This window comes from Lawsonibacter sp. JLR.KK007, assembly GCF_036941135.1.
Lineage (GTDB): Bacteria > Bacillota > Clostridia > Oscillospirales > Oscillospiraceae > Lawsonibacter.
The window spans coordinates 1,474,027-1,487,545 of record NZ_JAYWSY010000002.1; the positions used below are offsets into that span (position 1 = coordinate 1,474,027).

Genomic DNA, 13,519 nt, shown 5'->3' on the forward strand with positions numbered 1-13,519 from the left:
TTTGGCTTAGTGTACCGTGCAGAACAAAATTTATGCGCCGCAGTCCGTTTTTCAAACCTCTTGCGCCCCAAGGGCCGCAACGCACGGTTGACAAAAAGAACCCGGCGGCTGGTTGTCAAATCACAGGGAATCGGGTATGCTGAAGGCAAACGAAAAGGAGGCGGTCATCTGACGCAAAACAGCGGACCGCCATGAGCGGTCCGCTATTTTTCCAGCGTTTTCAAGCGTTTGATCAACGCCTGGGCCGCCGCGCCGGTGAACAGTCCGGCCAGAACGGCGGCGATAATGAGGTAGGGGAGGTAGGCCATCACCGCCCAGGTGCGCATCACCGCGGCGGCAGCGAGAAGCTGGCCCAGGTTGTGGAAGACGGCGGCCGCCGGGCTGGCCAGCCAGAGCTGCTCCCCGGTGAGCAGCTTGTTCAGCAGGCACAGGACGCACCAGCTCAAAAGGCCCCCGGCGGCACTGTAGATGAGGGTCATCGGCCGCCCGGAGAACACCGCCCCCAGAAACACCCGGCCGGACAGCACCAGCAGGGCGTCTCCCGGCCCCAGGTCGAACACGGCATATACCGTGACGATGTTCGCCAGCCCCAGCTTGATGCCGGGGATGGCGGTCAGGGCGGGAAGCTGGGCCTCCACCAGAAAAATGGTCAGGGCCATGGCGGTGAGCAGGGCCAGCCGGGTGATCCGTCCCGCCCCCTTAACCGGCCCCGCCATCCAAGTCACCCTCCGCGCCCACGATCTCGACGAGGAGCCTGTGGGGCAGACAGACAATGGGGACCGTCCCGTCAGAGATGAACCCCTGATTCACGCAGACCTGATCGGGGCAGTCGGCCTCCGAGATGCGGATGCGGCCTGGCTCCACCAAAACGGTGTTGGTCCCCCTCTCGTCCTCAAAGGTGAGGGTGTAGGACTCCTCCACCTGATTCAGGTCGATCTCCTCCAGCAGTACGCCTTCTCGGGAGATGCGGGCAATGGGGGAACCGGTGCTCTCGCCGCAAAACAGGAGCCAGGCCACCGAGGCGGCCACTGCCGCCAGAAGGCAGAACACTATCACCTTGGTCCTCATTCCAGCACGGTCACCTCCCGGTCCTCAAAGCCCTCCGCCAGGGTGAAGCGTCTCTCCAGCCCGGCGGTGCAGTAGATTTCCCCGTCCTCCGTCACGAAGACCGCCTCAAACTCCAGCTCGGGGTGGTCTCGCCAAAACTGAGCGCCCTCCTCCAGGCCCATGACAAACAGGGCGGTGGACAGGCCGTCGCAGATGAGGGCGGAGGGGGACACCACCGTCACCGAGGCCAGCCCGGACCGGGCGGGGGCGGCGGTGTCCGGGTCCAGGATGTGCCAGTAAGTGATTCCGTCCTGTTCAAAATACCGCTGGTAGCCCCCGGAGGTGCCCATGGCGCAGTCCTCCAGCTCCACCACAGCGAAGCAGCTCCCCGGCTGGGCCGGGTCCACCACTCCAATGCGCCAGGGGGTTCCCTGGGGCTTGCTCCCCACGGCCACGATGGTGCTCTGACCCAGGTCCAGCAGGGCGGAGGTAATGCCCACCTCCCGCACCTCCCCGGCCAGCAGGTCCCCCGCAAAGCCCTTGGCCACCGCGCCCAGGTCCATCTCCATGCCCTGGGGCAGGGCGGCGCCGCCCCGGCGCCCCTCTCCCGCCCAGTCCGACAGCGCCACCGCAGTGTAGTCAATCTTTTCCGCCAGTGCCTCCAGCTCGGCAGGGGAGGGCACCCGGCGCTCCTCCCCGGTAAAGCCCCAGGCTTTCACTGCCGGGTATGTGGTAATATCCAGCGCCCCGCCGGTGACCTCGCACAGGGACAGGGCGTCATGCAGCAGGGCAAGGACCGTGCTGTCCGGCACCTCGACCCACTCTCCGCCGGCGTGGTTGACGGCATAGACAAAGCTGTCCTCCCGGGTGGCGGACAGCTGGCTGTCCAGCTCCGTCAGCCTGGCGGTCAGCTCCCCTAAAAAGGCTCTGGTCCCCCCTGTGTCCCCGCTGCAGGCGGTCAGCTGCATGACGGTGTCCATGGCGAAGGCCGTGACCTCCACCGGCTCCGGGTCCCTTTTGCAGCCCGGCAGGGTGAACAGGCTCAGCGCCAGCAGGGCGCACAGCAGCCTTTTTTTCATAAGATCTCCCGGTACATGGCGGCGGCGTCCGCCTTGCCCACGTTGTCGGCCACCACCAGCACCTCCACCTTCACAGTGTTGGCGCCGAATTTCAGTTCCAGCTTATCTCCCACCTTCACGTCGTAGCTGGCCTTCACCGTCCGGCCATTGACGGACACCCGGTCGTTGTCGCAGGCCTCGTTGGCCACAGTGCGGCGCTTGATCAGGCGGGATACCTTCAACCATTTGTCCAATCGCATAGCAGTTCCTCCAAAAAACAGGGGAGCGCCGCGGCGCGGCGCCCCTCTTCTTCTTGTATCATCTGGTTCCTTTTAGCGAGCGACCGCGTCCTTCAGCGCCTTTCCGGCCTTGAACACCGGGGCCTTGGAGGCGGGGATGGGGATGGGTTCCTTAGTCTGGGGATTGCGCCCTGTCCGCTCAGCACGGGTCTTGACCTCAAACGAGCCAAAGCCCACCAGCTGTACCTTCTCCCCCCTGCGCAGGGATTCTGAAATGACGTCTATGGTGGCGGTCACCGCCGTTTCGGCGTCCTTCTTGGACATCTCAGCCTTTTCAGCCACCGCCGCAATGAGTTCAGTTTTGTTCATAGTTTCTCCTCCTGTGCATTGTACGGGCAGCCCGCATCCCAGACTGCCATTTTAATATATACTTAATGCCCTTCGGAACCCGCGCTCACAGCTGCAAACGCAGGACCATCCCGGACATTTAAGCCCTCTTCTCTTCCTCCTTGGCCTGCCGCCACAGCGCCTCCAGCGCCGGGAGGCCCAGCCCATCCATCGGACCCTCCGCCAGCTGCTCCACCCGCCGGAACCGGCGGATGAACTTCTCGCAGGCGCCCTGCAGGGCCTGCTCCCCGTCCACCTGGACAAAGCGGCCAACCTTGACGGCAGCAAACAGCAGATCGCCCAGCTCCTCCTCCACGTTGGAGCCCTCCCGGATGGCGGTCTTCAGCTCCTCCAGCTCCTCCGACAGCTTGTCCAGAGCGGGAGAGACCTCCTCCCAGTCGAAGCCGGCCTTGGCCGCCTTGCTCTGAAGCTTGGAGGCCCTCGTCAGCCCAGGCAGGGCGCGGGCCACGCTGTCCAGGGCGTCGGCGGCGGTTTTCTGGCCCTTCTCCGCCCGCTTCTGGGCGTCCCAGGCGGACAGCGCGCCCTCCGGGTCCCTGGCTTCCACCGTCCCGAAGACGTGGGGGTGGCGGTAGATCAGCTTTTTGCAGATCCCGTCCACCACGTCGTCAAAGGTGAAGTAACCGGCCTCCTGAGCCATGCAGGCGTGGAACACCACCTGGAGCAGGACATCGCCCAGCTCCTCCTTCAGATTGTCCATGTCCATGCAGTCAATGGCGCCGGCGGCCTCATAGGCTTCCTCCAGCATGTTGGCCCGGATGGACTGATGGGTCTGCGCCATATCCCAGGGACAGCCGCCTGGAGCCCGGAGCAACGCCATGATTTTGCGCAGATCTTGGATGTTATAGGATTCCGCTCTTTGAAAATCTACCACAATTCCGCTTCCTTATCAAGTCTTTTTTATTGATTTTCCAGGTACGCAGGAAAACTTTCATATTTTTGCAGTCCAATTTTTGCTTTCTGCATATTTCCGTCACAGCCGGAGCAGGCGGGCGATCTTATCCCCCTTGGGCATCAGGGACAGGTCGTCCCGGGAGATGGCCCGCAGGGCAACGACCAGCACGCCGTAGACCACCACCGCCACGCCGATGGCCCCCAGGGTCAGCAGCGCGTTGCCGGTGCGGCTCAGGTCCAGCACCAGGCCGGCGGCCTGGTCCAGTACGCACAGCCTCGCCCCGAGGCCGCCCGGCTCCACACCGGAGGCCAGCGCCTCCTTCAGGCTCTGCGCTCCCAGGGAGAAAAACAGCTTGGAGCCCAGCCCGTACACTGCCCAGGCCGCGCCCCCCATGAGGGCGGAGGCCAGGAAGGGCTTGAGAAAAATCTCCAGATACCGGGGCCGCCGGGGGATCACCCGGGCTATGAGGAACAGGTCCAGCGCCAGGCACAGCCCAAAGCAGAGGATATTCCCCGCCGGAGCGCCGTAAATGCCCACCTTGGGCATGGCCACCACATGGTAGTTGGTAAAAATCTTCAGTCCGCCCCCCACTACCATAACCAGGATGGGGAGGTTGACAAAGCTGTGCGCCTGCAAAACGGAGTTGCACACCAGCATCATGCACACAAAGACGGTGGCCAGCCCCAGGGTGGACAGCAGCGGCCCGGCCAGGTCCTTCTCCAGGGCGGGGTAGAGCAGCTGCATGATGGGCTTGCCCATGACGAACAGCCCCACCCCCATAGGGAAGGAGAGCAGAGCGGTGATCCGCAGGGCGGAGCTGGACACCTGGCTGGCCCCCCGGCGGTCCCGCCGCGCCAGCGCCCCCGAAACGGCGGGGATGACCGAGGCTGTAATGGCCGCCATCAGGGAGGTGGGCAGGTTGTAGATGTTCAGCGCGCCCCCGTAGTTGCCGTAGAGGGAGCGGCTCATGGACTCCAGCAGGGCGTGGACCTCCAGGGCCGCGTTCTCCAGTCCGCCAGGGGCCGCGCCGGAGGCCAGAGCCTTCTGCGCCAGGTCCACCTGCCCGGACAGGGTGGACATGACCGCCGCCGTCCCGGTGGGGAGGAGGGCCTTCCAGTTGGCGATGGCCTCCTCCAGAGGGGCAAAATCCACAAAGGCGAAGCCGGAGTACAGCTCCCAGCAGTCCTGGTTCTCCAGCAGCACCCGCTGAAGCTGGCCCTGGACCAGGGAGGAGTCGATCACCGTTACGATGCCCACCATGGAGGAGCTGAGGGTGATGGGGATGGCAATGCGCAAAATGTCCCGGATGATGTCGCCGGGGGCATCCGGCTCGTCCCGGACCGGAGCGCTGTGCTCCCCCTTGAAGGTGTAATCCAGCACCATATAGACCAGGGCTACCATGGTGCCCACCGTCACGCCGGTGATGGCCCCGGCGGCGGCGGTCTCAGGCGCCTGGCCGTTCTTCACCAGCCACCAAGCCAGAGACAGGCCGATGGCCAGCTTGCACAACGCCTCAATGATTTGCGACACCGAGGTGGGCGTCATGTTCAGGTGCCCCTGGGTGTAGCCCCGCAGGGCAGCCAGACAGCCCACGCACACCACCGCTGGGGACAGGGCCCGGATGCCGGCGGCAGCCTTGGTGTCGTGCATCATCTCGGCCAGCAGATCGGCCTTGAAGTACATCACCAGGAAGGAGACCACTCCCAGGATCAGGAACATCCCCAGGGCCAGCTGGAAGGTGCGGCGCATCTGGCCGGGGCGGTTTTGGGCGCTGGCCTCGCTCACCAGCTTGGACACCGCCACCGGCAGCCCGGCGGTGGAGATGGTGAGCAGCACGGCGTAGATGTTATAGGCGTTGGTGAAGTCGGTGTTCCCCTGGGCGCCAATGATGTTGACCAGAGGAATCTTGTAAAACATCCCGATCAGCTTCACCGCCAGGATGCCCACCGCCAGGATTGCCGCCCCGCCGAAGAAGGTATTCTGTTTTCCGCTCCCGCGGGAGGGCGCGTCATATCTGGCCATAGGCCGCCTCCTAACAATTGAAATCCGCTATCGTCCACCCCGCTCCTCCAGCCGAAGCGGCCCGCCAAAGGGCGCCTCGATCACCGGACCGGACAGCTCCTCGTTATCCAGCAAAAGCAGCCCCGGCCGGCCCTGGGTCAGCTCTATGACCTGGCTCCCGTCGTCGCAGGGGTGGCAGTCCCGCTCCACAACGGCCAGGGGACTCAGATCGGGGGGCAGTCCCCGGCGCAGCTCGGCCAGGCTGAGGGGAGGGTCCGCCATCTCCAGCCCGGTCTGGATCGCGCGGACCAGCGGGAACTGCCACAGCCCTTTGGCCAGCTCTGTCAGCTCCGCCGCCGCCTGGGGCCGGAAGATTGAAATCCCCTCCTCCAGCACCTCGCTCTCCGGGATGATGATCAGATAGGTGAAAGCGCCCTCCGCCGGATACTGGTTCATCCAGTATCCCCGGACCTCCTCATAGCCCCCGAAGCTGTACAAGGTTTGCTTGTAGTCATTGGAACAGTGGGTGGTATAGCCCAAAACAAAATCGCTGTCCAGCTTCTTCTGGTTCCAGGCGGCGATCTCCGCCTGAGACAGCCCCGCGTCCTCCCAGCAGCCGGAAGAAAACCGCAGGCCGGACCGCTCCAGATGGGCATCGAAGTTTGCGATGAAGTCCGGACCGAGGTCCTTCCTCAGAAATTGGAGGGACATCTCAAAATAGGCGGGCATTTACTTCCCTCCGAAGATATGGGGCAGGGCGTAATCCTTCACCTCGGCCCTGATCTTTTCCAGGTCCAGAGTGAGGAACTGTCCATTCTCATATATGATTTTTCCACGAGCCATATTCATCACCACGTTGGAGGGGGCGGCGGAATAGACCAGGTTCTCCATCACATCGTGGCAGGGGAAGAGATTTTCCATGGTGAAGTCCACCAGGATCAGGTCGGCGGTCTTGCCCGGGGCGATGACGCCGGTGTCCCGGCCCAGGGCCCTGGCCCCGTTGACGGTGGCCATAGCCACAATGTCCGCAGCTTGAAGCTGGCCGTGCTCCTCCCCAAAGTTCCAGTTCTGGGTCAGGGCGGCCACCTTCATCTCCTCGAACATGTTGTGGCTGTTGTTGGAGGCCACCCCGTCGGTGCCCAGGGCGACGTTCATCCCCTGATCCCGCAGGAAGAACAGGGGGGCCACCCCGGACATCAGCTTCAGGTTGGACACCGGGTTGTGGACGGCGGTGACCCCTCGTTTGGCCAGCAGCTCTGCGTCCCCGCCGGACAGGTAGACACAATGGGCGGCAATGCCTCCGTTGGCCCACACGCCGTACTGGTCCAGGATGGCGGCAGGCGTCTTCTCATAGCGCTGGCAGCACTCCCAGTGCTCCCGGTTCGTCTCAGACACATGGACGTGCATCCGCAGGCCGTGCTTCTGGGCAAAGTCCGCCACCCACTTCCACGCCGGAGCGCAGGAGGTGTACTCCGCATGGATAGAGGCGTCCACCTTGATCTGTCCCTCCCCAGCGTTGTGCCAGTTCTCATAGAGGCGGATGTGGTTGGCGCAGTCGCTGCATTGTTCCGGGGAAAAATCCGCTGGATCTCCGAAGTACACCGCTCCGCAGGCCAGATTGGCGGAAATTCCCGCCTCCAGCACCGTTTGGGCGATGGTCTCCGTCTTCATGTACATGTCGGCAATGCAGGTGGTGCCCGAGGCAATCATCTCGGCCAGGCCCAGGGCCGCCCCGGCGGCGACGCACCGCTCGTCCAGCTTGGCCTCGGCGGGGAAGATGTAGTCGTTGAGCCAGTGCTGGAGGTCACAGCCCCCGCCGTAGCCCCGCAGCAGGGCCATAGGCACGTGGGTGTGGGCGTTGACAAAGCCGGGCATCAGCACCTTGCCGGTGCAGTCGACGACCCGCTCAAACTCCCGGTTGGGGCGGTCCGTCCCAACCGAGGCGATCTTGGTCCCCTCCACCGCCACAAAGGCGTTTTTCAGCTCTGGCCGGGCCGGGTCCATAGTGACGGCGGTGACGTTTTGAAACAGAATTGCCATGTTCAGGTTTCCTCCCAGCAGTTACATCTTATTCAGGCAGGCCCGCACCAGGCCGGAGAATTTCTCCCGGGCGGCGGCGGCGGCATCCAGCACCTCCTGCTCGGACAGAGGCTGGTCCAAGATTCCAGCGGCCATGTTGGACAGCAGGGTCAGGCCCAGCACCTCCATGCCGCAGTGGGCGGCCGCGATGACCTCGGGGGCGGTGGACATGCCCACCGCATCGCCCCCCAGCAGGCGGACGGCCCGGATCTCCGCCGGCGTCTCGTACTGGGGGCCGTAGCAGTAGAAGTAGACCCCCTCCCGCAGGGGGATGTGCCGCTCCCTGGCGGTCTGGCGGGCCAGCTCCTGGAGGCGGGGGGTGTACAGGCGGGAGGCGTCCGGGAAGCGGACGCCGAACTCGGGCAGGTTCTCCCCTCGAAGGGGAGATTCGGAGAACATCTTGATCTGGTCGGTGATCAGCATCAGGTCGCCGGCCTTCCAATCGGTGTTGACGCACCCGGCGGCGTTGGTGACGATGAGGGTATCGCACCCCAGCAGGCGCAGCACCCGCACGGCGTAGGACACCTCCTCGTAGGAGTAGCCCTCGTAGTGGTGCATCCGGCCCTGCATCACGGCCACCCGCTGGCCCTCCAGCATCCCGAAGACCAGACGGCCCTTGTGGCCAGGGGCGGTGGACGCCTTGAAGTGGGGGATGTCCTTATAGTCGATGGCGATGGCGTTCTCCACCTCGTCCCCCAGGTAGCCCAGCCCGGAGCCCAGCACCATGGCCGCCCTGGGGACAAAGTCCCCAAGCCGGTCTTGAATGGCCCGGGCGCTGGCCCGGTATTGCTCCATGGTGTAATCCATACGCAGCCTCCTTACAGGGTTCTGCCGCACTGGCGGCAGAATTTGTCCCCCTTGCCGCAGGGCGCGCCGCAGTCGGGGCAGACCTGGGCCTGCTTCAGGTCGGAGATGCGGCCCTTCAGCTCGGCGATTTTCAGCGCCTTCTCGTCGGCCCGGGCCAGCAGCTCGCTGACCTGATCGTTTTCGGGCACCTCGCCCTTGTGGGTGTCATACATCACCTGGCCCAGCTGGCGCAGGATATCGTTGTACTCCCCGTTCAGGTCGAAGAGCTGGACGTTCAGCTTGGCCACGTCCACCATCTGGCCCGCCCGCTTGCCTGCCGCCCGGGCGCCGTCCGCCGCGGCATCCGCCGCAAAGCTGGCCGTTCCTCTTACCCGCTCCAACAGAGCCTTTACCTTGTCGTCCATGATCATACTCCTCCAATCTAAAAATATAGTACCTGTATTTTACACCAATTATTCCCGGATTGCAACCGGCAAGCACACAAGTAACCGGCCGTTTTCCCGGCTGAGTTTCCATTGCTATTTTCCCCAAGGAGTGGTAAAATAATAAGAATCCATTCCATGCTGCCCCTGACCGGGCAGACAAGCCAGGTACTCCCAGAGAGACAGAAAGGAGCTATCCTTATGCGCAAGCTGGTCATTGAGCGCGCCGCCGTCAAGCACAATCTGTCCGTCATCAAGGAGCGGGCCGCCGGCGCCGTCATTTACGGGGTCCTCACCGGCGACGGCGGCGGAGCGGGCATCGTCTCCATGGCCAAGCTCCTCCGGGCGGAGGGCATTGGCCGCTTTGCCGTCTACGAGGTGCAGGAGGCCAAAAAGCTGCGGGAAGCCGGGTTGACCGACGAGGAGATCCTCATGCTCCGCTCCACCACCGACCGGGAGGAGCTGGAGCAGCTGGTGGACCTGAACGTGGTGTGCACCATCTCCTCGGTGGACACAGGGCTTGCCCTCAACGCCCTGGCGGAAAACCGGGCCACCGTGGCCTGCGCCCACATCCAGGTGGACACCGGCATGGGCTTCGGCGGCTTTCTGGTCAGCGAGCCGGAAAAGATCCTGCTGGCCTACCGCTCCCTGCCCAATGTGGCCCTGGAGGGCATCTACACCCAGCTCCACGCCATGAAGGTGGGCGACCCGGAGTGCGCCCACCAGCTGGAGCAGTTCCGCCAAGTGCTGGACACCATCCACTCCGCCGGGTTCGAGACGGGCACCGTCCATGCTGCCGGCTCCTTCGCCCTGCTCCACAACGACAGCGCCCGGCTGGACGGCGTGCGGGCCGGGTCGGCCATACTGGGCCGCTGCCGCCGCACCCGGGACGACCGGCTGAAAACCGTGGGCTATGGGGAGGTCCCCCTGGCCGAGGTCCGCTGGCTGCCCAAGGGCCACTCGGTGGGGACGGACAAGCCTGTCCGCCTGAAAAGGCCCACACGGGTGGCGGTGCTCCCGGTGGGCTACCAGAACGGCCTGGGGCTTGTCCGGCCCCGGGAGATCGGCCTCCGGGCCCTGTGGCGGCAGTGGAGGCAGGCCCAAAAGCGCACCGTCCGGGTGGGGGACCAGCGGGTCCGGACGGTGGGCCCCATCGGCGCCACCGAGACGCTGCTCAACGTCACCAACGTGAAGTGCTCCGCTGGTGATCTGGCCGTCTTTGATATCGACCCCATCTTTGCCCGGGGCTTCGTCCGGGAGTTCCGATGATCTTGATAAAGCGAGGTTTCCACTATGTCTGACCTGCCCTTCCAGCCGCTGCTCTTCGGCGGCGACATCAACGTATACAGCGTGGCCCGAGCCTTCCACGAGGCCTACGGGGTGCGCTCCGTGGCCTTTGGCAAGTACCCCTCCTTCCCCTGCCACGGCAGCGCCATCCTCGACTACCGGGTGTGCCCGGACAACGAGGACGAGGCCGCCTTCCGGCGCAACGTCCAGGCCGCGGCGGAGGAGTTTTCCGGCAAAAAGGTGATCCTCCTGGGCTGCGGGGACAGCTATGTCCAGCTGGCCGCCCATTGCAGGGATTCTCTGCCGGAAAACGTCATCGCCCCCTACATCGGCGGGGCGCTTCTGGATACCCTCATCAACAAGGAGAAATTCTACCAGCTGTGCGACCAGCACGGCATCGACCACCCGGCCACCTTCATTTACGACAAGTCCATGGGCCACCGCTTTACCCTGCCCTGGGGGCCGCCCTATATCGCCAAGCCCGCCGACAGCGTGGCCTACTGGGCCTGCGGCGACCACTCCCTGGCCAAGGTATACATCTGCCAGAGCTGGGAGGAGCTGCTGGCCAGCCTGGACCACGTCTACGCCGCCGGCTACTCGGACCACATGGTGCTCCAGGAGTTCATCCCCGGGGACGACAGCTATATGCGGGTACTCACCAGCTACTCCGACCGGAACGCCCGGGTGACCACCATGTGCCTGGGCCACGTCCTGCTGGAGGAGCACTCCCCCCACGGCATCGGCAACCACGCCGTCATTCTCACCGAGTGCGTCGGGGAGCTGGAGCTGAAGATCAAAGACCTGCTGGAATCGCTGCACTTTGTGGGCTTCTCCAACTTCGACATCAAGTATGACCGGCGGGACGGCAAATACAAAGCCTTTGAGATCAACTGCCGCCAGGGGCGGAGCAACTACTATGTCACCGGCGCGGGGCACAACATCGCCAGAATGGTGGTGGAGGACCGGGTGGAGGGGAAGGACCTGCCCTTCCAGATGACCAAAAACCGCTCTCTGTGGCGGATGGTGCCCAAGAGCGTGGCCTTCAAGTTCACCCCCAAACAGTATCATGAGGAGATGCGCGCCCTGATGAAGGCCGGGGCGGATTCCCACTCCCTGGTCTACGCCAGGGACGCCTCCCTCAAGCGCCGCCTGCGGGTGTGCAAAAACCACCTGGGCAATATCAAGCGGTTCGACCAGTACAACAAAGTACCCACCGAGGAGTGACCCCATGAAGCAATACCGTCTCGGTGTTCTTGGCGGCATGGGCCCCCAGGCCACCAACACCTTCTACCAATTTGTCATTGACCGCACCGCCGCCCGGTCTGACCAGGAGCACGTCAACGCCCTGATTCTGTCGGACAGTGATATGCCTGACCGCACCGCCGCTATTTTAAGCGGAGGAAAGGCCCAGGACGCGGTCTTTCAGCGGCTGCTGGCAGACGCCAAGCTGCTGGAGCAGGCGGGGTGTACCTGCATCGCCGTGCCCTGCAACACCTCCCACTTCTTCCTGGACCGGGTGCAGGAGTATATCGGCATCCCCATCCTCCACATGATCCGGGAGACCGCCCGGCTGCTGGCCGCCCAGGGACTGAAGCGCCCCGGCATCCTGGCCACCGACGGCACCATCCGGACCGGGCTGTACCAGAGGGAATGTTCCGCCGCCGGAATCCAGGCTGTGATCCCCTCGCCGGAGGCCCAGAAGCTGGTTATGTCCCTGATCTACGACGACGTGAAGGCCGGTCGGGACGGCGACCCCCAGAAATTCGCCGCCATCCACGAGGACCTGCTCTCCCAGGGCTGCGACTGCGGCGTGCTGGCCTGCACCGAGCTGTCCGTTTTTGCGGACAAGCACCACCTGCCCCCCTTTTACACCGACGCCATGGCCGTGCTGGCCCAGCGGGCGGTGGAGGCATGTCACAAGCCTCTGCGGCATATTTTTATCAAATAAAAACAATAGTCAGGAGTATAATCGTGAGCAAAAAAACTTTACCATCACAAGAAGAACGTCAAAATGTTTTGGAGCAGGTTATAGATCATGTAATATCTACGGATTTCACTTCTATTGAAAACTACGTAGATAAGTTACGTAAACAGAATCCTGGTATTAGTTGTGATAGATTAGCAAAAAAAATAACATCTCGTAAAGCAATTAAAAATGGCCTTGTAGGTGCCGCTACCGGTCTAGGCGGATTTACCACATTAATACCCGCTACTCTTGCTGATGTAGCTTCCTCTTGGCGAATTCAGGTATCAATGGCCTTTTCTATCGCTTATGTTTATGGTCATACTACTGATACTACTGACTTAAAAACTGACCTATTTTTAATTCTTGCAGGCGACTCTGCAAAAGAGGCCTTAAAGAGAGTCAGCATTGAAGTTTCAAAAAGCATGACTAAAAAAGCGGTTGAAAAGTACATAACACGAGATATGATGGTGAAAATTTGGAAAGTTGTTGGTCAAAAAATTATTACTAAGGCAGGTGAAAAATCTTTGCTCAGTTTTATCAAAATGGTTCCTCTAATTGGTGCCCCAATTGGATTCTTCTTCGATTGGACTTCGGCACGTATCGTAGGAAAAGTTGCAATAACATATTATCGAGGATAATTCTTAAGTTTATAGGTATACCTCATTTGAAATTCATTACTCTTGGGGGCGATTATAATGGGTTTAGCTTTAGGTTATTTTGATTATTACCTGATTATAATCAATATTGTCGGATTTATATTGTTCACATTCAATACTTGGCTTTATTCTCATACTGAGGATCAACAAATAGATACTATATTAACTATTGTCTCTCTACTAGGCGGTACATTAGGCATCGTCCTCTCAATTATGGCCTTTGACCGAAAAGCAGTAAAAGGAAACATGATGTCACGAGTTTTTGTATTTTGCATACTCGCTATTCAAATTGTGGTTGTTTTAGTAATGAAAGGAAATATTAAGGAAAATATAACCTTCGCTTTTTGGAATTTTTTCGACAAATATAAAATCCTCATCGTATATCTGCTCATTATAAACTTTGCTACTCTGATAGCATTTGGTATTGATAAAATAAATGCCGTAACACACAGATCTAGGATTAGAATTGTTACTCTACTCGGATTAGCATTTGCGGGTGGCTCAATAGGTGCATTATTAGCTATGTATTTTTTTAGGCATAAAACAAAGCAAGACTATTTTGCTGTTGGAGTTCCGTTAATCATCGTTATGCAAATTGTTGTAATCTTCTATCTAATGAATGCCAAACAATTATGATTTAATAGCAATAAAACGAGG

At 61.2% G+C, this 13,519-nt stretch carries 16 protein-coding genes; 5 read left to right on the forward strand and 11 right to left on the reverse strand.

Features of this window, described 5'->3' with window-relative positions; all coding sequences use genetic code 11:
• Positions 1-203 precede the first annotated feature (203 nt).
• The 11 genes from VV088_RS17240 to VV088_RS17290 form a co-directional block, all read right to left on the reverse strand.
• On the reverse strand, positions 204-716 hold the full coding sequence (locus tag VV088_RS17240) for a Gx transporter family protein (protein ID WP_334601909.1): 513 nt from the start codon (positions 714-716) through the stop codon (positions 204-206).
• Positions 700-1,068, reverse strand: a complete 369-nt coding sequence (locus VV088_RS17245) for a NusG domain II-containing protein (protein WP_334601911.1) — start codon at positions 1,066-1,068, stop codon at positions 700-702. Before VV088_RS17245 ends, VV088_RS17240 begins: the two co-directional genes overlap by 17 nt.
• Positions 1,065-2,126: an FAD:protein FMN transferase gene (locus VV088_RS17250; protein WP_334601912.1), complete on the reverse strand. Its 1,062-nt coding sequence runs from the start codon at positions 2,124-2,126 to the stop codon at positions 1,065-1,067. The genes VV088_RS17245 and VV088_RS17250 overlap by 4 nt, the downstream gene beginning before the upstream one ends.
• Positions 2,123-2,365 (reverse strand): RNA-binding S4 domain-containing protein, encoded by a 243-nt coding sequence (locus tag VV088_RS17255; RefSeq protein WP_334601913.1) that lies wholly within the window; start codon positions 2,363-2,365, stop codon positions 2,123-2,125. Before VV088_RS17255 ends, VV088_RS17250 begins: the two co-directional genes overlap by 4 nt.
• Before the next feature lie 72 nt (positions 2,366-2,437).
• Entirely contained in the window at positions 2,438-2,713 is a 276-nt protein-coding gene (locus VV088_RS17260) for an HU family DNA-binding protein (RefSeq protein ID WP_334601914.1), read from the reverse strand.
• A 118-nt stretch (positions 2,714-2,831) separates the two neighbouring features.
• Entirely contained in the window at positions 2,832-3,623 is a 792-nt protein-coding gene (gene mazG, locus VV088_RS17265; RefSeq protein ID WP_334601915.1) for a nucleoside triphosphate pyrophosphohydrolase, read from the reverse strand.
• A 99-nt stretch (positions 3,624-3,722) separates the two neighbouring features.
• Positions 3,723-5,666, reverse strand: a complete 1,944-nt coding sequence (locus VV088_RS17270; protein WP_334601916.1) for a putative polysaccharide biosynthesis protein — start codon at positions 5,664-5,666, stop codon at positions 3,723-3,725.
• Positions 5,667-5,693: 27 nt separating this feature from the next.
• A complete protein-coding gene (locus VV088_RS17275; RefSeq protein WP_334601917.1) occupies positions 5,694-6,374 on the reverse strand; it encodes a hypothetical protein in 681 nt (226 codons plus the stop codon).
• The gene (locus tag VV088_RS17280) at positions 6,375-7,685 is read right to left on the reverse strand and encodes an amidohydrolase family protein (RefSeq protein ID WP_334601918.1); all 1,311 of its coding nucleotides are present in this window, start codon (positions 7,683-7,685) and stop codon (positions 6,375-6,377) included.
• A 21-nt stretch (positions 7,686-7,706) separates the two neighbouring features.
• A complete protein-coding gene (locus VV088_RS17285; RefSeq protein ID WP_334601919.1) occupies positions 7,707-8,531 on the reverse strand; it encodes a purine-nucleoside phosphorylase in 825 nt (274 codons plus the stop codon).
• A gap of 11 nt (positions 8,532-8,542) precedes the next feature.
• Positions 8,543-8,935, reverse strand: coding sequence for a zinc ribbon domain-containing protein (locus VV088_RS17290; protein ID WP_334601920.1), 393 nt, complete (start codon positions 8,933-8,935; stop codon positions 8,543-8,545).
• Between the two features lie 219 nt (positions 8,936-9,154).
• Here VV088_RS17290 and VV088_RS17295 point away from each other — a divergent pair, with 219 nt between their 5' ends.
• The 5 genes from VV088_RS17295 to VV088_RS17315 are packed head-to-tail and all read left to right on the forward strand — an operon-like array spanning position 9,155 to position 13,498.
• Complete coding sequence (locus VV088_RS17295) at positions 9,155-10,222, forward strand: alanine racemase (RefSeq protein ID WP_334601921.1); 1,068 nt, start codon at positions 9,155-9,157, stop codon at positions 10,220-10,222.
• A 24-nt stretch (positions 10,223-10,246) separates the two neighbouring features.
• Positions 10,247-11,464, forward strand: coding sequence for a carboxylate--amine ligase (locus tag VV088_RS17300; protein ID WP_334601922.1), 1,218 nt, complete (start codon positions 10,247-10,249; stop codon positions 11,462-11,464).
• 4 nt (positions 11,465-11,468) lie between these two features.
• Positions 11,469-12,188: an aspartate/glutamate racemase family protein gene (locus VV088_RS17305; RefSeq protein WP_334601923.1), complete on the forward strand. Its 720-nt coding sequence runs from the start codon at positions 11,469-11,471 to the stop codon at positions 12,186-12,188.
• Positions 12,189-12,211: 23 nt separating this feature from the next.
• Entirely contained in the window at positions 12,212-12,844 is a 633-nt protein-coding gene (locus VV088_RS17310) for an EcsC family protein (RefSeq protein WP_334601924.1), read from the forward strand.
• A 57-nt stretch (positions 12,845-12,901) separates the two neighbouring features.
• The gene (locus VV088_RS17315) at positions 12,902-13,498 is read left to right on the forward strand and encodes a DUF1294 domain-containing protein (protein WP_334601925.1); all 597 of its coding nucleotides are present in this window, start codon (positions 12,902-12,904) and stop codon (positions 13,496-13,498) included.
• The last annotated feature ends 21 nt before the right edge of the window (positions 13,499-13,519 follow it).

What these genes read in the sequence shown, in the direction of transcription:
- VV088_RS17315 (WP_334601925.1), top strand. Translation starts at nt 12,902, where the DNA reads ATGGGTTTAGCTTTAGGTTATTTTGATTATTACCTGATTATAATCAAT.
- VV088_RS17300 (WP_334601922.1), top strand. Translation starts at nt 10,247, where the DNA reads ATGTCTGACCTGCCCTTCCAGCCGCTGCTCTTCGGCGGCGACATCAAC.
- VV088_RS17280 (WP_334601918.1), bottom strand. Translation starts at nt 7,685, where the DNA reads ATGGCAATTCTGTTTCAAAACGTCACCGCCGTCACTATGGACCCGGCC.
- VV088_RS17250 (WP_334601912.1), bottom strand. Translation starts at nt 2,126, where the DNA reads ATGAAAAAAAGGCTGCTGTGCGCCCTGCTGGCGCTGAGCCTGTTCACC.
- VV088_RS17290 (WP_334601920.1), bottom strand. Translation starts at nt 8,935, where the DNA reads ATGGACGACAAGGTAAAGGCTCTGTTGGAGCGGGTAAGAGGAACGGCC.
- VV088_RS17240 (WP_334601909.1), bottom strand. Translation starts at nt 716, where the DNA reads ATGGCGGGGCCGGTTAAGGGGGCGGGACGGATCACCCGGCTGGCCCTG.
- VV088_RS17305 (WP_334601923.1), top strand. Translation starts at nt 11,469, where the DNA reads ATGAAGCAATACCGTCTCGGTGTTCTTGGCGGCATGGGCCCCCAGGCC.
- VV088_RS17245 (WP_334601911.1), bottom strand. Translation starts at nt 1,068, where the DNA reads ATGAGGACCAAGGTGATAGTGTTCTGCCTTCTGGCGGCAGTGGCCGCC.
- VV088_RS17260 (WP_334601914.1), bottom strand. Translation starts at nt 2,713, where the DNA reads ATGAACAAAACTGAACTCATTGCGGCGGTGGCTGAAAAGGCTGAGATG.
- VV088_RS17285 (WP_334601919.1), bottom strand. Translation starts at nt 8,531, where the DNA reads ATGGATTACACCATGGAGCAATACCGGGCCAGCGCCCGGGCCATTCAA.
- VV088_RS17255 (WP_334601913.1), bottom strand. Translation starts at nt 2,365, where the DNA reads ATGCGATTGGACAAATGGTTGAAGGTATCCCGCCTGATCAAGCGCCGC.
- VV088_RS17275 (WP_334601917.1), bottom strand. Translation starts at nt 6,374, where the DNA reads ATGCCCGCCTATTTTGAGATGTCCCTCCAATTTCTGAGGAAGGACCTC.
- VV088_RS17270 (WP_334601916.1), bottom strand. Translation starts at nt 5,666, where the DNA reads ATGGCCAGATATGACGCGCCCTCCCGCGGGAGCGGAAAACAGAATACC.
- VV088_RS17295 (WP_334601921.1), top strand. Translation starts at nt 9,155, where the DNA reads ATGCGCAAGCTGGTCATTGAGCGCGCCGCCGTCAAGCACAATCTGTCC.